We start from the raw sequence: 18,645 nt of genomic DNA on the forward strand, positions 1-18,645 counted from the left end.
TACAAACAATAGTTTTTACTCAAAAAATTATTGTTTTCCTCTTCGTATACGTTCTAACTTTTGCAAAGTTTCTTTATCTAGCACGATTCTAGTTCTTGGTTTCACTTCATGCATCTGCTTCATATCTTTTTCAACGATCATTTTTTCTTCTTCAAGATTTGTAATAAATTCACGTGATGGTATGCGTAGTGCACCACTGCCAAAGATTGCATGCTGTTCTGACATATCACTTGTTACGACTTTAATGGTCGTAATATGTTTTTTGTACAACTCAAAAGTTAAACGCTCAATCACTGCATCCGCGGTTTCATTCTCTTTAGAATAAATCACACGGATACCATGGAATAATTCTTCTTGTTCATGAGATTTTACATCATACGCATCGAAGACCACAATGACATCATCTTGAATCCTGGCATTATAATTCGCAAGTTCCAGTAATAAATTCACACGTGCTTCTTCTAGTGAATCCATAGCAATAGCAGATAGATGACGACTTTGCCCTATTACGTTATAGCCGTCTATAATTGTATAAAATTCTTTCATCAGTCTACTGGGTTCCTTTTACGATACACTTCGTACATCAGCAAACTTGCCGCAACAGAAGCATTTAAACTGTTAACATGACCAACCATCGGCAAATGAACCAAGAAGTCGCATTTCTCTTTCACTAGTCGGCTCATTCCTTCGCCTTCTGAGCCAATAACGATTGCCAAATCCATATCAGCATTCATTTTACGATAGTCTACTGATTGCTTGGCGTCCGTTCCCGCTATCCAGTAACCCGCATCCTTTAACTTATCTATCGCCTGATTAATATTATTCACTCGCATTACTGGCACATGCTCCACTGCACCTGTAGAAGCTTTGACAACCGTTTGATTCAGACTTACAGAACGGCGCTTTGGTATCATGATACCATCTATACCAATAGCATCGGCAGTTCTAATAATTGAACCTAAGTTGTGTGGGTCCTCCAGTCCATCTAATATCATAATTGTATTTAACTTATCAGACGCTTTATTGCTCAGAAAATCTTCCAGTTCCGTATACTCATAAGGAGATATCATTGCCAGTACCCCTTGATGCGGAACATCTGATAAATAATCCAGTTTTGATTTAGGAACTGTTTGAACGACAATCTTTTTTTCTTTACACAGATTCAAAAGACTGCTGATTTGAGACTTATTAATACCTTCTTGAATTAATACTTTATTGATTTCATGGTCTGAAGTTACAGCGCTTTTTACAGCATGCCTGCCTACGATTATTTCATCAGTTGCTTTCATCTTTACCCCTCTTTTCACACAGTGATATGATTTCATTGAGCAGTGCATCGAGCCTTTCATTATCTTCATTCAAATGCAAGTACCCGATAACCGCTTCTAATCCCGTACTTTTTTTGTAAGTTACGACGTCTGTATTTTTTGCTTTTGTATGGCTCTTAGCGTTACGTCCACGCATTAATATGTCCATTTCTTCCGTTGTAAAAAAGTTGTCTTCAACAAGTGAATCAAATGTCTGAGACTGACTCTTAGCAGAAACGAAGAATGTCGCATATCGATGCAGTTCATTGGGTTTACGATTTTTTTCGCGCACAATGTAATTGCGTATATATAAATCTAGAACTGCATCGCCTAAATATGCAAGCGTCAACGGATTATATAAACTTGCCTGATTAACCACGTTTGTACCTCACACCTTGCGCTGTATCTTCAAGAATAATATTTTGCTCTTTTAATGCATCACGAATCTCATCTGCACGTTTAAAGTCTTTATTCTTTCTCGCCTCTTGACGCTCTTCAATTAATCGTTCAACCTCTTCATCTAGCAATGTATCACTTGTATTCAGTTTCACACCTAGGACTTCACTAAAAATTTCAAACACTTCGATAAATCGATTAATGACTTTTAAATCTGTAGATGAATTCTGATTATATATATTTGCCTGTTTCGCAAGTTCATACCATGCAGTAATCGCATTAGCAGTATTGAAATCATCATCCATGGCAGTTTCAAATTGTTTCAATATGTTATCAATCACAAGGATTGTTTCAGCATGATCTACAACATCCACCGATATTGCCTGACGTTCTTTCATCGCCTGGTACGCATTTTGAATACGCTCAAGCCCTGCTTTAGCGCTAGCAACAAGCTCCATATTATAGTTGATAGGATTTCTGTAGTGGACACTGATCATAAAGAAACGTAATACATTCGGATCAATTTCTTTAATAATGTCATGTACAAGAATGAAGTTTCCTAAAGATTTACTCATCTTCTCATTGTCTATATTAATAAATCCATTGTGTAGCCAATAATTAGCAAAAGTCGTGTCGTTGTGCGCTTCTGATTGTGCAATTTCATTTTCATGATGCGGGAATGTTAAATCACTTCCTCCAGCATGGATATCGATAGAATCTCCTAAATGCTTCTTTGCCATTACAGAACACTCAATATGCCACCCCGGTCGTCCTTCTCCCCAAGGCGACTGCCAGCTGATTTCTCCCGGCTTTGCTGTTTTCCATAATGCAAAGTCAAGCGCATCATCTTTAAGTTCTCCAGTCTGGATACGTGCACCTATTTTAAGTTCATCGATTGACTGGTGGCTAAGCTTACCATAACCATCGAACTTACGTGTTCTAAAATAAACATCGCCACCACTTTCATAAGCGTAGCCTTTCTTAATTAATTCATCGATAAATTCAATAATGTCCTCCATATGATCCATTACACGAGGGTGGTGTGTTGCAGTCTTACAGTTTAAAGCATGTGTGTCCTCAAAGTATGCTTCAATAAAACGGTCTGCTATCTCTGGCACCGTCTCTCCAAGTTCATTTGCCGCTTTAATCAGCTTATCGTCTACATCGGTGAAGTTAGAGACATAATCAACCTCATATCCTCGATATTCAAAATAACGACGTACCACATCAAAACTGATAGCCGGACGGGCATTTCCGATATGAATATAATTGTAGACAGTCGGTCCACACACATACATTTTTACTCTTCCTTCTTCAATGGGTACAAACTTCTCTTTACTTCGAGTCAATGTATTATATAACGTAATCATCCTGAATCTCTCCATTTCTTGACGCCTCTATATGACGTTCTAGTTCTTTTAATTTTTCATATACCGGGTCGGGCAAATTCGTATGTTCAAACGACTTACCGACCTTTACCTTGACCCCATTTTGTCTTACAATACGTCCCGGTATTCCTACGACAGTAGAATAATCGGGAACACATTTCAGAACAACAGAATTCGCTCCAATATTTACATTATTCCCAATCTGTATATTTCCCAGCACCTTAGCCCCAGCTGCAATTAATACGTTATCTCCTATATCAGGATGACGTTTTCCGCGTTCTTTACCCGTACCACCAAGCGTTACTCCTTGATAGATTGTAACGTTATCTCCAATCGTACACGTTTCACCAATGACAATACCCATACCATGGTCAATAAATAAACGCCTTCCTATCTTTGCACCTGGATGGATCTCAATTCCAGAGAAGAATCTTGAAATCTGACTGATACTTCGTGCAATGAAGTACATTCTACGCTTGAAGAACCAATGGGCAATTAAATGCCACCACACTGCGTGTAATCCCGAATATGTCAAAAATACCTCAATACTACTTCTCGCTGCCGGATCCTGTTCAAAGACCATTGCAATATCATCTTTAATACGTTTAAACAACGGCATCCTCCCCTCTAAATAAAAAGAAGCACCTCTTATTACAGAGGTGCTTCAGCACGGTTCCACTCTTATTAATAGATAGCATCTATTCACTCGTATTATATTCAATTTCATACATGAGGTGCATTCAGTCATCTATTTATCGTATTCTTCCACCAGCCGAATACTCTCTAAAAGATAAATTGAAGACTTACTTAGTCTCATACCTTGATTATAAAGGATAGCGATAATTTTTCAACGATTTTATTTCACGTACTTTTGAACACGTGCAATAACTTTTTCTTTACCAAGTAATTCTAATGTATTTGGTAGCTCTGGACCATGCATTTGTCCTGTTGTCATAACACGAATCGGCATAAATAAATTTTTCCCTTTGATACCTGTTTCTTTCTGTACAGATTTAATTGCCCCTTTAATACTTGGCGCATCAAATGTTTCTAATGCTTCTAACTGACCAATTAAACTTTGAGCAAGTTCAGGGACCTGTTCTCCATTTACGACCTCAGACTCTGCTTCTCCAAGTTCAATTTCATCACGGAAGAATAACTCACTTAGTTCAACAATTTCACCGGCGTAACTCATCTGCTCCTGATATAATCCAACTAAAGCTTTTGCCCAAGCAAGCTCTTCATCTGTCGGTTGTTCAGAAACAAGTTCAGCTTTTTTCATATGTGGTAACGTCATTTCAAATACAGTATCTAAATCTTTCGTTTTCATATACTGATTGTTGATCCACGCTAGTTTTTGTTTATCAAAGAATGCTGGTGATTTGCTTAGACGTTTCTCGTCAAACATTTCAATGAATTGTTCTTTTGTAAAGATTTCCTCTTCACCTTCAGGAGACCAGCCAAGCAGTCCAATAAAATTAAATAACGCTTCTGGTAAGTATCCAAGATCGTGGTATTGTTCAATAAACTGAATGATTGAACCGTCACGTTTAGACAATTTCTTACGGTCTTCGTTCACGATTAACGTCATATGACCAAACGTCGGGATTTCATATCCTAGCGCTTCATAGACCATCATTTGTTTTGGCGTGTTTGAAATATGGTCGTCACCGCGAATGACATGAGTAATCTCCATAAAGTGATCATCGATTGCTACTGCAAAGTTATACGTTGGGATACCATCCTTCTTAACAATAACCCAGTCACCGATACCGTTAGAATCAAATGAAACTTCTCCTTTAACCATATCATTAAACGTGTATACCTTATCTTTCGGCACACGGATACGAATTGCAGGTTGTCTACCTTCAGCGATCAGTGCTGCTTCTTCTTCTTTCGTTAAATGCGCATGCTTACCACCATATCTTGGCATTTCTCCACGCGCAAGTTGTGCCTCGCGTTCTGCTTCTAATTCTTCGGCAGTCATATAGCAGCGATAAGCTTTGTCTTCAGCTAATAATTTCTCGATAATTGGATTATAAATATCAGCACGCTCAGATTGACGATAAGGACCAAATCCTCCATCTTTATCAATTGATTCATCCCAGTCCATTCCTAACCATTGTAAGAACTTTAACTGGCTCGCTTCTCCACCTTCTACGTTACGCGCAGTATCTGTATCTTCAATTCGGATAATAAAATCTCCACCGTTATGTCTGGCAAATAAATAGTTAAATAATGCCGTACGCGCATTTCCAATATGTAAGAACCCCGTTGGACTTGGTGCATATCTTACTCTTACTTTACTCATCTTGTTCACTCCATTAATTAGTTTGTTTTTAATAATAATACCACAGCTTGTGCCTGTATACCTTCTTGTCGTCCTAAATAACCCATCTTCTCGTTCGTTGTCGCTTTGACGTTCACGTTGAAAATGTCTGTATTTAAGACATTCGCAATCGACTCTCGCATAGCATCGATATGCGGACGGAATTTCGGTTTTTCTGCAATAATTGTCGCATCTAAATTGCCTATTTCATATCCTAACTTAAGAACATGCTGGTACGCCTCTTTTAATAAAATCTTAGAATCCGCACCTTTGTACTTCGGATCATCATCCGGAAAAAATTTGCCGATGTCACCAAGAGAGACAGCACCTAAAATTGCATCTGTAATCGCATGGAGTAATACGTCGGCATCACTATGTCCAAGTAATCCTTTATCGTGTCCCAGTTCGATGCCGCCGATGATTAAAGGTCGACCTTCGACTAATTGGTGTACATCATATCCATATCCAATTCTCATCAAATCCCTCTTTTCTTCAGTATTGCTTCCGCAAAGAACATATCTTCCGGCGTTGTAATCTTAATATTATCATAATCACTTTCAACGATGTTAACTGGGTACAGCCGTTCAACAAGCGACGCATCGTCAGTACCTAAAAAGTCATCTTCATCTGCTTTATTATATGCTTCAAGTAATAAATGATAGCTAAATGCTTGTGGTGTTTGAATCTGCCAAAGTTCTTCTCTATTTAACGTTTCTTCTACCTGGAAATCAATCACACGCTTAACCGTATCTTTCACTTTAACAGCCGCAACAACGCTTTTATATTGTTGTACTTTTGTATATAACTTATACAATGTTTCTGGTGTAACAAAAGGTCTTGCCGCATCATGTATAAACACATAATCGCATGGCTGAATTGCTTTGAGCACATTATAGATGCTATATTGTCTTTCACTACCGCCTACAGTCACTACTTCTATTTTGTTATAAGCTTTAGACATTGCTTTAAGCATTTCCAATTCATCTTTTTGTGCTGCTAAATGAATGGCACGGCAATTATCATCACTCTGAAACGTTTCAAGTGTGTGTTCAAGAATCGATTTACTTTGCAGCTGTAGCAGAACCTTGTTTTTATCCGCCTGCATTCTTTTGCCCATACCGGCTGCGGGAATAATTACATCATACATATTAGTCATTCACTTTCTTCGTAAAAATAATTCGACCTGAAGATGTCTGCAATATGGATTGCACTTCCACTTGAATTTGTTTGTTGATATACTTCTTACCGTGTTCTACAACAACCATCGTACCATCTTCCATGTAGCCTACACCTTGATCTTCTTCTTTTCCTGATTTAGTGACATTTAATAACATCTTATCTCCTTGAGCGACAACAGGTTTAATTGCTTCTGACAGATCATTTACATTCAGCACTTGGATACCTTGCACTTGGCAGACTTTATTCAAATTGAAATCTGTAGTGATCACACTCGCCTTCATGTCTTTCGCCATCGTAACAAGCAACTGGTCCACTTCTTTAATGTTCTTATTCCCTGGAATAATATTCAAAGGATGTCCTGTCTCTTGCAGTTCACTTAATATATCTAACCCACGTTGCCCCTTATCTCTCTTTATTCCATCTGTCGAATCAGCTATTAATTGTAATTCATCCAGCACACCTTGTGGCACTACAATCGTACCATCTAAAAAACCGCACTTTACGATTGATAAAATACGCCCATCGATAATTGCAGAAGTATCTAATAGTTTTGGGAAATCGAATGATTTTCTCTTATTAGGCTGAAAACGTTCAGGCAAGAAACTTAATATCTCACCACGTTTTTGAATACCCACTTGAAAACCTAAATATCCTAATACAACTGCTAAAATAATCGGTACCGTATTCTTAAGAAAAGGAAACCCCATAAAGTTAAAGATTAAACTGATCATTGAAGCAATCATCAGACCAATAATCATACCGAAAGTTGCGATAATCAAATCAATAAAATTGATCTTAAGGAGGAGTTTCTCACCTCTTATAATTAAAGCCACAACACGATCGACAAGCCAGTAAAATAAAAGAAAAAAGACAGCGATACCTACGGCCCCATCGATATATGGATTAGATAATATATCAGGAACTTTAAAATCAAACAGTCCAACAAGCTCAGGTATCAAGAAGATACCTGCTGAAGCACCTACAACGAAAAATATTAATAAAACAAGCTTTCTTAACATCTATACACCTCCTTAAAATGCCATTTTTAATGCTTCGTTAATATTTGTTACACCAATCACTTCAATATTTCCGGGGAAATCCCAGCCACCAATATTATTTTTGGGGATGATGACACGTTTAAAACCGAGTTTTTCAGCTTCTTGTACACGTTGTTCAATACGTGCAACACGTCTCACTTCACCAGTCAGACCGACTTCTCCGATAAAACAGTCATCGCCTCGTGTCGGTTTATCATTATAGCTTGAAGCGATGCTTACGATAACACTTAAATCAACAGCAGGTTCATCAAGTTTTACACCACCCGCAACTTTCACATATGCATCCTGTTGCTGTAATAAATATCCTTGTTTTTTCTCTAGTACAGCCATCAATAGGTTCAGTCGATTATGGTCGACACCTGATGCCATTCTTCTTGGATTATGAAAAGATGTCGGCGTTACAAGTGACTGAACTTCAACTAGTAATGGACGCGTGCCTTCCATCGTTGCAACGATAGTTGAACCTGCTACATTTTTTGTACGTTCTTCAAGGAACATTTCTGAAGGATTCAGGACTTCTTTAAGGCCTGTATTCTTCATTTCAAATATACCCATTTCATTTGTCGAACCAAAACGATTCTTCACTGCGCGTAATATTCTGTAGCTATGATGAGTATCTCCTTCAAAGTAAAGAACTGTATCAACCATATGTTCTAGTAACCTTGGACCTGCGATCTGTCCTTCTTTTGTCACGTGCCCTACGATAAATGTTGCAATGTTCATCTGCTTTGCGATACGCATTAACTCTTGTGTACATTCTCTGACTTGCGATACAGAACCAGGTGCACTTGTAACCTCTGGATGAAATATTGTTTGAATTGAATCGATAACCAAAAATTTCGGTTTTGTTTTCCTTACCGTTTCGTGGATAATCTGAAGGTTGGTTTCTGCATATACATCAAGCTCACCTGCATCCTCTAATAGACGATCGGCACGTAATTTCGTTTGTCTTACCGATTCCTCTCCAGAAATATAGAGTACGGGATGGTTTTGTGAAAGCATTGCACAAACTTGTAGTAGTAATGTGGACTTACCAATCCCCGGGTCTCCGCCGATAAGTATCAATGAACCCGGAACGATTCCTCCTCCAAGTACACGATCCAGTTCTTTCATCTGCGTATGATCACGAGGAACACTTTCTTTCGTTATATCTTTTAGTTTTTCAACTTTATTACCACTTTGTGATTCAGAAATCGCATTTTTAGGGCCCTTCTGTTTATGCTCAATAACTTCTTCCATTTGATTCCATGCACCACAATTCGGACACTTTCCCATCCATTTTGGTGACTGATAACCACAGGCCATACATTCAAATGTGCTTTTCACCTTTACCAAAGCGATTCCTCCTCATTATGTATCTATTTATTTTAAAGCTTTTTAACTAATTAAACAATTATAACGAAAAAGTCGGTACAGAAGTGTTCTACCATAAGTAAAACCCGAATGATGCTAAGAAAATATTCTTTATTTCCAGCACTATTCGGGTTTGATTATAGTAATTTCTGTACCGCTATTAATTAAAGATTATTAATCTGAAACTTATGTCCCTACTCATCAATTATGCTTTTGCTTTATCAATTTTAAATGCATCATCCACATAATCTATAGTAATGTGATGTCCAGTTAATTCTTCACCCTTTAATAGTTCTTCAGATAACTGATCTTCAATATGTTTTTGAATTGCTCTAGCAAGTGGTCTTGCTCCGTACTCAGGATCATAGCCTTCATCTGCGATTTTCTCTTTCGCTGCATCTGTCAATGAAATATGGATATCTTGCTCTTTCAGTCTGTTTGCAAGCCCTTCGACCATTAATGTCACAATTTCTTTCAATTGATCTTTCTCCAATTTATGGAATACGATGATATCATCAATTCTGTTTAAAAACTCAGGGCGGAATTGTTTCTTAAGCTCATCCATCATCGTTTTACGGATTGTTTCATAATCCTGAGCTGCAGTCTGCCCCCCGAACCCAACAAATTTATTATCTTTAATTTCTTGAGCTCCGACGTTACTCGTCATAATAATAACCGTATTTCTGAAATCTACCGTACGACCTTTCGAATCTGTAAGACGCCCATCATCGAGTACTTGTAACAGAATGTTAAAGACATCTGGATGTGCTTTTTCTATTTCGTCAAATAAGATAACTGAATAAGGTTTACGACGTACCTTTTCTGTTAATTGACCGCCATCATCATGACCTACATATCCTGGAGGAGAACCTACCATACGTGAGACGCTATGTTTCTCCATAAACTCACTCATATCTACGCGAATCATCGCATCCTCTTCACCAAACATTGCCTCAGCTAGTGCTTTCGCAAGTTCTGTTTTACCTACACCAGTAGGTCCTAAGAAGATAAAGCTCCCAATCGGACGTTTCGGATCTTTAAGACCAGCACGTGCACGACGCACAGCTTTAGAAATAGATGATACGGCATCAGCTTGACCAATGACACGATTATGCAAGATTTCTTCCAGGTTCAATAGCTTTTGTGATTCAGTTTCTGCAATTTTAGCAATCGGAATACCTGTCCATTGCGCTACAACATTGGCAATGTCATCTGCAGTTACTGAAGTATTGTTTGAACCTTGTGTTTTTTGCCATTCTTTTTTAGTTTCTTCTAACTTTTTCTCAAGCTGTGTCTGTTTATCACGTAAACTTGCTGCCTGTTCGAACTCTTGAGAATGTATTGCAGCGTCTTTTTCATTCTTCACTTTTTCTAATTCCGCTTCAAGCTCTTTTAAGCTTGGCGGTGTTGTATAATTGCGTAAGCGTACTTTAGAACCTGCTTCATCGATTAAGTCTATCGCTTTATCTGGTAAGAAGCGATCTGATATATAACGATCACTCATCTTAACTGCAGCTACAAGTGCTTCATCAGAAATCTTAATTCTGTGATGTGCTTCATAACGGTCACGCAACCCTTTTAATATTTCTATTGCATCTTCTACATTCGGCTGATCCACTTGAACAGGTTGGAATCGACGTTCAAGTGCTGCATCTTTCTCTATATATTTACGGTACTCTTCCAATGTTGTCGCACCAATACATTGTAACTCACCACGTGCAAGTGCAGGCTTTAATATGTTAGAAGCATCGATTGCACCTTCTGCACCTCCAGCTCCAATTAAAGTGTGTAATTCATCGATGAATAAGATAATATTACCTGCCTGATGAATTTCTTCCATCACTTTCTTAAGACGCTCTTCGAATTCGCCTCGATATTTAGTACCAGCAACAACAGTACCCATATCTAAACTCATTACACGTTTTCCTTTTAATGTTTCTGGCACTTCATTATTGATAATTGCTTGTGCTAATCCTTCTACAATCGCCGTTTTACCTACACCCGGTTCCCCAATAAGCACAGGATTATTTTTTGTACGACGACTCAACACTTCAATAACACGCGTAATTTCAGCACTACGCCCAATCACTGGATCTAGTGTGCCATCTTTTGCAATGACTGTTAGATCGCGCGCAAGTTCATCAAGTGTCGGTGTATTTTGTGATTTTGAAGCATTCGTATCTTTGCCTGTCATCTCAGGACTACCAAGTAACTTCACCACTTGAGATCTTGCTTTTGTAATGTTTAAGTCAAGATTCGCTAGTACGCGTGCTGCAACTCCTTCATTTTCACGGATTAAACCAAGTAGAATATGCTCTGTCCCTACAAAGTTATGATTTAATTTACGTGCTTCATCAAGTGATAATTCGATGACCTTCTTAGCGCGTGGTGTATATTGTATTGTGCCACCCATGTCTGTACCATGACCGATAAGTTGTTCTACTTCAGATACAACTTTATCTTCTGTGATATTGTAAGCCGCTAAGACTTTTGCAGCGATACCATCAGGCTCTTTTACAAGACCCAACAATAAATGTTCTGTTCCAATGTTGTTGTGATTTAAACGAATCGCTTCTTCTTGTGCATGTGCAAGTACTCTTTGAGCACGTTCTGTTAATCTACCAAACAATATAATTCCTCCTTATAGATGCGTTCGTAGCATCTCTGCTCTTTTTTCTTCTATTGTGCCTTGTGTATCATATACGGTATCTAAAAACGGTGCTTGAATTGCTACCATAAGTTCGTTAAACCTAAACGGAATATTGATGATATCCATATCAATTCCAAGCTTTACTTCACTTAGACGAAGGCTTGCTTCTTCTACTGAAATCTTACGGCTGTATTTCAAAATACCTAAACTACGATAAATTCTATCAATAGTTTCAATATGATCGTAATTATTCATTCGTTTGCGCATATTGAGTTCTTCCTCAATAATCTGTTCGACAACTTGCTGAAGATCTTCAATAATACTTTCTTCATCTTTACCGAGTGTCAACTGATTAGATACTTGGTATATATGACCTAATGCTTGTGTCCCTTCTCCATATATACCACGAATCGTAAAACCAAAACGATTGATAGCTTGAGCGATTCGATTCATACGATTCATAATAGAAAGTCCTGGTAAATGGAGCATTACACTAGCACGTAGACCTGTTCCTATATTAGTAGGACATGTCGTTAAATATCCATAATGCTCGTCAAAGGCCATTGTTAACTTTTCATCTAACCGCTTATCAATATCTTGAGCACGCATATATAACTTCTGAAGAGATAAATCTTTACCGAGCACTTGTATTCTGATATGATCTTCCTCATTTACCATAATGCTCTCTGATTCATCATCGTTAATATAGACGGCACCACCGTTATTATCCAATAATTCTTTACTCATCAAATGCTTTGCGACAAGCATTAAGCGCTCTCGTTCAGATATTTTGCTCATCTTTATTTCTTCATAATCATGAAGCACACTCCCCACCGCTTCAATAACACGTTCTGCATCTCCCTCACTAAACATCATCGGATGCACAAAATCTTCTAAGTTACGCGCCAATCTGATTCTAGAACTCAAGATGACCGGTTCATCTTTACCACTTTGCATCCAGTCGCTAAGTTCACTTTGAAGGTGTTTACTCAACATGAGTATCACCACCTTCCTTTAATACTTTTATTTCGTCTCTTACATTTACAGCTTCTTCAAAGTTTTGTACTTCTATTAATTGCTGTAGTTGTTCTTCCAGTGCTTCAATACGCTTTTTAAGTGCAATCTTTTCTTGAGACTTAAAAGGTTGCTGTCCGACATGTTCCAGATTACCTGCTTGAACTCTCTCTATTACTTGAGGGACATATTGACTAAATGCGTCGTAACATTCACTACAACCAAACTTGCCGATATGCAACGCCTCTCTTAGTGAAAGACCACAGTTAGGACATTTATCAGGATGTGTTTGAAATTCTCCGCTATTAAGTAAATGTTTCAATAGCTGATTCATCGAAAATTCTTCTTCATAAGCCATACTGTACCTCCTAGTTGTATTGGATGATTGCAAGTACATTTTGTAATATATTCGCTCTAATATAATCACGGTACGGTACTTCCATCCTTAAAGTATCTCTGTGAATCGTTGACATGATCAACTTCTTCTCTCTTAATGTAATCAATTCGTTATCATATAGACCCGCAATAATGCGCTCAGCGTTTTGCTGGGAAATCTGCTTACTTGTAAGCTCTTTAAGATGATTTAAAAAAGCTGACTTATCGTTTGATTCAATCTTTGTAATACGGATATAGCCACCGCCACCACGTTTACTTTCGATTTGATAACCATGTTCATTTGTAAACCTTGTTTTAATGACATAATTTAACTGTGAAGGTACACAATCAAACTTCTCTGCAATATGGGCACGCTTAATTTCCACGACGTCATCTGTCGCTTCTTCAAGCAGTTGCTTTAAATATTGTTCAATTATATCCGACATATTGTGCATGACATCACCCACCTTTGACCTTCTTTGACTTTATTATATTTTGATTTGTCATTTAGTGCAAACAATATGTTTATCTTTCATATTTGAACATCTGTTCAAAATGAAATTAAAATTTGTTTAGCGCTTTCATAAATTATATAGTATGATATGTATAGTTAAAATTAATATTAAAAGGAGCGATATTATGAACTTTATAATAGGTATTATCGGACTTATTATCTTCTTGTCTCTCGCATGGATCATGAGTTCGGATAAAAAAGGCGTAAGATGGCAATATATTGGTATCATGCTTGTAATTCAATTCATACTTGCTTTCGTCTTGCTAAAAACAACAGCTGGGATTTGGCTCGTTACACAACTAGCAACTGGATTTGGTTATTTACTTAAGTATGCAGCAGAAGGTGTATATTTTGTATTCCCAGGTGTTAAAAATGATGGCGTAGCTAATTCATTTTTCTTTGATGTATTGTTACCAATCACTTTTATTTCAGCATTAATAGGTATCCTTCAATATTTAAAAATCTTACCTTTTATCATCAAATATTTAGGATTAGTTATTTCTAAAGTAAACGGGATGGGCAAACTTGAATCTTTCAATGCAGTAGCCGCAGCAATTCTTGGGCAATCTGAAGTATTCATTTCATTAAAGAAGCAACTACCGTTTATACCGAAGCATAGGCTGTATACTTTAACAGCGTCGGCAATGTCTACCGTTTCGTTATCAATTGTCGGAGCTTACTTTCAGATGATTGAACCACGATTTGTTGTTACAGCCATCGTACTTAATTTATTTGGTGGATTTATTATCGCTTCAATCATCAATCCTTATAGAGTATCTGCTGAAGAAGAAGATGCGGTGATTATGACTGAAGATGAAAAGAAACAATCATTCTTCGAGATGCTTGGCGAATATATTCTTGATGGATTTAAAGTTGCTATTATCGTTGCAGCAATGTTAATCGGTTATATCGCCTTAATTGCAATGCTTAATGGAATCGTCGAGGCGTTTACACCAGGCGAAATGAACTTCCAGACTATACTTGGGTATTTGTTTGCACCTCTTGCATTCTTAACAGGAATCGCTTGGGACGATGCGGTTCGCGCAGGATCTATTATGGCGACTAAACTCGTTTCGAATGAATTTGTTGCAATGCTAGATATTCAGGCCATCGTTAAAGGAAAGACTGGCGAATTATCAGAACATGCGGTCGGAATCGTTTCTGTATTCTTAGTATCTTTTGCTAACTTCTCATCTATCGGTATTATCGCAGGGGCTATTAAGTCACTTAACGATAAGCAAGGTGATGTGGTCGCTAGGTTCGGTCTGAAATTATTATACGGCGCTACACTTGTATCATTCATTTCAGCAACAATTGCAGGTTTCTTTATATAAAAGATAAGTGGACTGTTTCATAAACAGTCCACTCTTTTTTATGATAATATTGATTGTTTTGTTCCTACAAAATTCGTCTCTAATTAATTATATGTCAATATTTCTGATACATCATATCTTGAGGATGGATAATGTTCTTTAGCTGCAATTCCAATTGCGATGAACATTACAGGTGTGTATCGTCCTCCATCAATATTTAACGCTTGTAATACCGCTCCTCTGTCAAAACCACCAATTGGATTTGTATCGAAGCCATAATCTTTTGCGACAAGCATAAACTGCATTGCCGCCATGGCAGAATCCATCATTCCTTGAGTATACATAGATTCATCTGGCGTCTGATCCAGAAGCTGTTGAATCACCTTCGTATTTTCATCTTTTATATTTTGATCCATATATCCTTCTTTTACATTTTGCTGCATAATTCTATCTAAGTCATTTTTATGGTTATTATCCGATAATACTAGTACAAAAGCTGAGCTTGTATCTAATTGACGCGTATTAAAATGAACGTGATTTCTTATTGCCGCTTTCGATTCATCGGATTCTACTACAACAAATCTCCAAGGTTGTAAATTTAAAGAAGACGGTGCCTTCGTTGCTAAAGTAATCATTTCTTCCATTATTTCATGAGGAATTGTGATATCTGGATTAAACTCTTTTATTGAATGACGTGATTCGATTGCTTGTTTTAATGATAAGTCTTTCATGTAAGACACTCCTTTTTTATAATGATTGATTATAACATGCATCTGAAATGTCACAAAATGAAAAAGCCTACATTTTTCAAATGTAGCCTTTTTACAAAAATATTATTTCATTACCATTTCTTCTATAAAATATTTCATGATTTTAAAATCTTCAGTAAGTTCCGGATGAAATGATATACCGAGATATTTCCCTTGTTTGACTGCTACCATCTTATCGTCTACTATGCTCAGTACTTCCACTTCTGGCCCAACTGACACAATATGTGGTGCACGGATAAAAACTGCATTTACTCGATCTTCAATACCCTTAACATCAAGATCAGCTTCAAAGCTATCGACTTGACGTCCAAATGAATTACGTTCAACTGTAATATCTATCTTCCTTAAATGACCTTCCTCATAACCGACGATATCATTTGCAAGTAAGATTAACCCTGCGCATGTGCCATACATCGGTAATTCACTTTGGCGTAACGTTTCAGTAAAGCCATATAGATCCATCAGACGACGCATCGTTGTTGATTCTCCACCAGGCAATACTAATCCATCGATATCTTCTAGTTGTTCTACACGCTTTACAGGTAAACCTGTATGACCTGCTAGTTCAATATGATGAATATGCTCTCTTACAGCACCTTGCAATGCTAATACACCAATCTTCATATTACCAGCCACGTTCCTGCATTCTTTCTTCTAAAGAAAGCTTATTAATATCTAAACCTTTCATCGCTGCTCCTAACTCTTTAGAAAGTTCACCGATTAATTTATAGTCTTGATAATGTGTTGTCGCTTGAACGATTGCTTTTGCAAATTTCTCAGGTGATTCTGATTTAAAGATACCAGAACCTACGAATACACCATCAGCTCCTAGCTCCATCATTAATGCTGCATCCGCTGGTGTAGCAACACCACCTGCTGCAAAGTTCACAACTGGTAACTTACCTAAAGCTTTAATCTCTTTTAATACCTCATAAGGTGCGCCTAAAAGTTTAGCTTCCGTCATAATTTCATCATCGTTCATTACAGATAGTTTACGCACTTGTGCATTTACTTTACGTAAGTGACGTACAGCTTCAACGATATTTCCTGTACCAGGTTCACCTTTTGTACGTAACATCGCTGCTCCTTCACCGATACGACGCGCTGCTTCACCTAAATCACGACATCCACATACGAATGGTACTGTAAATTCATCTTTCTTTAAATGAAACTCTTCATCTGCTGGAGTTAATACTTCTGACTCATCGATATAGTCAACGCCCATTGCTTCTAATACACGTGCTTCAGTAATGTGACCAATACGACCTTTTGCCATAACAGGTATAGATACTGCATTCATTACCTCTTCAACGATACGAGGGTCAGCCATACGAGCAACGCCACCTGCTGCACGAATATCACTAGGCACACGTTCTAATGCCATTACAGCTACTGCACCAGCAGCTTCAGCAATTTTTGCTTGTTCAGCGTTGACAACATCCATAATAACGCCGCCTTTTTGCATTTCTGCCATACCACGTTTAACTTTATCTGATCCTACGATTTTACTCATTAATATACACCTCATATTCTGAATTTACACTACAATTACTAATGTATAATATTATCTGATATTATAAAAGTATCAGTTATTAATAAAATAAAGGGGTCAGTTTCATGGAGATACTTACATACAAATTCAGTGATCAAAAATATTTATATACGCAATTATATGAAAACATTAAAAGAGATATTTTATCTGGCAAATTAAAACATAAAGAAAAACTCCCTTCGAAACGTAAACTCAGTACACATCTGAACTTAAGTGGAACCACAATCGAGATCGCATATCAGCAATTACTGGATGAAGGATATATATATTCAGTACCAAAAGTAGGTTTTTTTGTAGAAGATATTCAGACGATAAATATAGCACCTGAAAGTAAATCAGACATGCCAAATCATCATCATAAACAAAGACAGTTATCTCTTAAAATAGAAGACAGTCACATAAAATCATTTCCATTTCACAAATTCAGAAAGTACGCACGAGATGCATTTGAACAAGAGCAATATCATTTACTGGAACTTGGTGATGTTCAGGGAGAAGAAATATTGCGCAATGAAATTAGACGCTATCTATATCATTCTCGCGGAGTGAACTGCGAAAATTATCAAATCATTATCGGCAGTTCTACAGAACAGCTGTTTACCCTCCTTACTAAAATATTAGGTAACAGCTCATATATATTAGAAAACCCTGGTTACCCACTCATTCGAAAAGTATTACAAAGCGAACACAAAGACTATCAGTATATCGATGTTGATGAAGAAGGACTCATCGTTTCATCACTTCCTGAAGATGTTGAAATTGTGCACGTTACACCAAGTCATCAGTTCCCAACAGGTGTCGTACTCAGCGCAAAGCGCAGAACTGAACTGATTAATTGGTCAAAGCAAAAACAAAATCGCTATATTATTGAAGACGATTACGATAGTGAGTTTAGATATAAAGGAAGGCCTCTCGCTGCATTACAAGGTATGAGCAATGATTGTGTGATATATATGAGTACATTCTCAAAATCTATCTATCCAAGCATCAGATGTGCCTATTTAGTACTGCCTGATAAACTGCTGAAATTGTATAAAGCGATGTCAAAGCCAAATAACACTGTTCCAAGACATATTCAATATATGATAGCTGCATTTATGAAAGATGGTGAATTTGAACGGAATATTAACAGGATGAGAAAGGAATATAAGAAGAAATTAGAGCTTGTACTTCAGTCTGTTAAAGAGACCTTTAAGCAAAGTAATATAACTGGCAGTGATGCGGGTATGCACTTCGTACTCGAGACGAAAGAAATTATCAATAAAGATAGTATTGCAATTAATACGATAGATGATTACTATTCTGGAGAAAAAACAAGTTATAAAAATAAATATATTATCGGATTTGGAAGTATCGAAGACGATGAAATCTCTTCCATTATTAAACGACTAAAAAATTAAGCCCATAATAAATAAAAGTAACTGCACTATGCAGTTACTTTTTTGTA

The 18,645-nt window shown here is 37.3% G+C and carries 19 protein-coding genes; 2 read left to right on the forward strand and 17 right to left on the reverse strand.

Annotated features, from left to right (window positions below):
- Window positions 1–27: 27 nt before the first annotated feature.
- The 14 genes from QNJ52_RS07660 to QNJ52_RS07725 all read right to left on the reverse strand — a co-directional run bounded on the left by QNJ52_RS07660 (window position 28) and on the right by QNJ52_RS07725 (window position 13,504).
- Window positions 28–546 carry an NYN domain-containing protein gene (locus QNJ52_RS07660; RefSeq protein ID WP_283722235.1) on the reverse strand — a complete coding sequence of 173 codons (519 nt, stop codon included), beginning with the start codon at window positions 544–546 and terminating at the stop codon, window positions 28–30.
- The gene (rlmB, locus tag QNJ52_RS07665) at window positions 546–1,289 is read right to left on the reverse strand and encodes a 23S rRNA (guanosine(2251)-2'-O)-methyltransferase RlmB (protein ID WP_283722236.1); all 744 of its coding nucleotides are present in this window, start codon (window positions 1,287–1,289) and stop codon (window positions 546–548) included. Before rlmB ends, QNJ52_RS07660 begins: the two co-directional genes overlap by 1 nt.
- Complete coding sequence (locus QNJ52_RS07670) at window positions 1,276–1,686, reverse strand: Mini-ribonuclease 3 (protein ID WP_219493311.1); 411 nt, start codon at window positions 1,684–1,686, stop codon at window positions 1,276–1,278. The genes rlmB and QNJ52_RS07670 overlap by 14 nt, the downstream gene beginning before the upstream one ends.
- On the reverse strand, window positions 1,679–3,073 hold the full coding sequence (gene cysS, locus QNJ52_RS07675) for a cysteine--tRNA ligase (RefSeq protein ID WP_219493312.1): 1,395 nt from the start codon (window positions 3,071–3,073) through the stop codon (window positions 1,679–1,681). Before cysS ends, QNJ52_RS07670 begins: the two co-directional genes overlap by 8 nt.
- A complete protein-coding gene (gene cysE / locus QNJ52_RS07680; protein WP_219493313.1) occupies window positions 3,057–3,710 on the reverse strand; it encodes a serine O-acetyltransferase in 654 nt (217 codons plus the stop codon). Before cysE ends, cysS begins: the two co-directional genes overlap by 17 nt.
- Window positions 3,711–3,947: 237 nt before the next feature.
- Window positions 3,948–5,402 (reverse strand): glutamate--tRNA ligase, encoded by a 1,455-nt coding sequence (gltX, locus tag QNJ52_RS07685; RefSeq protein ID WP_219493314.1) that lies wholly within the window; start codon window positions 5,400–5,402, stop codon window positions 3,948–3,950.
- A 17-nt stretch (window positions 5,403–5,419) separates the two neighbouring features.
- Window positions 5,420–5,899 carry a 2-C-methyl-D-erythritol 2,4-cyclodiphosphate synthase gene (gene ispF, locus QNJ52_RS07690; protein WP_219493315.1) on the reverse strand — a complete coding sequence of 160 codons (480 nt, stop codon included), beginning with the start codon at window positions 5,897–5,899 and terminating at the stop codon, window positions 5,420–5,422.
- Window positions 5,896–6,576, reverse strand: coding sequence for a 2-C-methyl-D-erythritol 4-phosphate cytidylyltransferase (gene ispD / locus QNJ52_RS07695; protein WP_219493316.1), 681 nt, complete (start codon window positions 6,574–6,576; stop codon window positions 5,896–5,898). Before ispD ends, ispF begins: the two co-directional genes overlap by 4 nt.
- Window positions 6,569–7,618 carry a PIN/TRAM domain-containing protein gene (locus QNJ52_RS07700; protein WP_219493317.1) on the reverse strand — a complete coding sequence of 350 codons (1,050 nt, stop codon included), beginning with the start codon at window positions 7,616–7,618 and terminating at the stop codon, window positions 6,569–6,571. The genes ispD and QNJ52_RS07700 overlap by 8 nt, the downstream gene beginning before the upstream one ends.
- Before the next feature lie 12 nt (window positions 7,619–7,630).
- Window positions 7,631–8,992, reverse strand: a complete 1,362-nt coding sequence (gene radA / locus QNJ52_RS07705) for a DNA repair protein RadA (protein ID WP_219493319.1) — start codon at window positions 8,990–8,992, stop codon at window positions 7,631–7,633.
- Window positions 8,993–9,215: 223 nt separating this feature from the next.
- On the reverse strand, window positions 9,216–11,642 hold the full coding sequence (locus tag QNJ52_RS07710; protein WP_283722241.1) for an ATP-dependent Clp protease ATP-binding subunit: 2,427 nt from the start codon (window positions 11,640–11,642) through the stop codon (window positions 9,216–9,218).
- A gap of 9 nt (window positions 11,643–11,651) precedes the next feature.
- Entirely contained in the window at window positions 11,652–12,656 is a 1,005-nt protein-coding gene (locus tag QNJ52_RS07715; RefSeq protein ID WP_219493320.1) for a protein arginine kinase, read from the reverse strand.
- Window positions 12,646–13,032 carry a UvrB/UvrC motif-containing protein gene (locus tag QNJ52_RS07720; protein ID WP_219493322.1) on the reverse strand — a complete coding sequence of 129 codons (387 nt, stop codon included), beginning with the start codon at window positions 13,030–13,032 and terminating at the stop codon, window positions 12,646–12,648. Before QNJ52_RS07720 ends, QNJ52_RS07715 begins: the two co-directional genes overlap by 11 nt.
- 10 nt (window positions 13,033–13,042) lie before the next feature.
- On the reverse strand, window positions 13,043–13,504 hold the full coding sequence (locus tag QNJ52_RS07725) for a CtsR family transcriptional regulator (protein ID WP_219493324.1): 462 nt from the start codon (window positions 13,502–13,504) through the stop codon (window positions 13,043–13,045).
- 184 nt (window positions 13,505–13,688) lie between these two features.
- On the opposite strand from QNJ52_RS07725, the gene QNJ52_RS07730 reads away from it, so the two are divergent.
- On the forward strand, window positions 13,689–14,897 hold the full coding sequence (locus QNJ52_RS07730) for a NupC/NupG family nucleoside CNT transporter (RefSeq protein WP_219493326.1): 1,209 nt from the start codon (window positions 13,689–13,691) through the stop codon (window positions 14,895–14,897).
- Window positions 14,898–14,980: 83 nt separating this feature from the next.
- Here QNJ52_RS07730 and QNJ52_RS07735 read toward each other — a convergent pair whose 3' ends face one another.
- The 3 genes from QNJ52_RS07735 to pdxS all read right to left on the reverse strand — a co-directional run bounded on the left by QNJ52_RS07735 (window position 14,981) and on the right by pdxS (window position 17,159).
- Window positions 14,981–15,607, reverse strand: a complete 627-nt coding sequence (locus QNJ52_RS07735) for a nitroreductase family protein (protein WP_219493328.1) — start codon at window positions 15,605–15,607, stop codon at window positions 14,981–14,983.
- 102 nt (window positions 15,608–15,709) lie between these two features.
- Window positions 15,710–16,270, reverse strand: coding sequence for a pyridoxal 5'-phosphate synthase glutaminase subunit PdxT (gene pdxT / locus QNJ52_RS07740; protein WP_219494864.1), 561 nt, complete (start codon window positions 16,268–16,270; stop codon window positions 15,710–15,712).
- A 1-nt stretch (window position 16,271) separates the two neighbouring features.
- The gene (gene pdxS, locus QNJ52_RS07745; protein WP_099482278.1) at window positions 16,272–17,159 is read right to left on the reverse strand and encodes a pyridoxal 5'-phosphate synthase lyase subunit PdxS; all 888 of its coding nucleotides are present in this window, start codon (window positions 17,157–17,159) and stop codon (window positions 16,272–16,274) included.
- A 104-nt stretch (window positions 17,160–17,263) separates the two neighbouring features.
- Between pdxS and pdxR the strand changes: the two genes are divergently transcribed.
- Window positions 17,264–18,598 carry a MocR-like pyridoxine biosynthesis transcription factor PdxR gene (gene pdxR, locus QNJ52_RS07750; protein WP_219493329.1) on the forward strand — a complete coding sequence of 445 codons (1,335 nt, stop codon included), beginning with the start codon at window positions 17,264–17,266 and terminating at the stop codon, window positions 18,596–18,598.
- The last annotated feature ends 47 nt before the right edge of the window (window positions 18,599–18,645 follow it).

It is taken from the genome of Macrococcus sp. S115, from assembly GCF_030067655.1.
GTDB classification, from domain to species: Bacteria; Bacillota; Bacilli; order Staphylococcales; family Staphylococcaceae; genus Macrococcoides; species Macrococcoides psychrotolerans.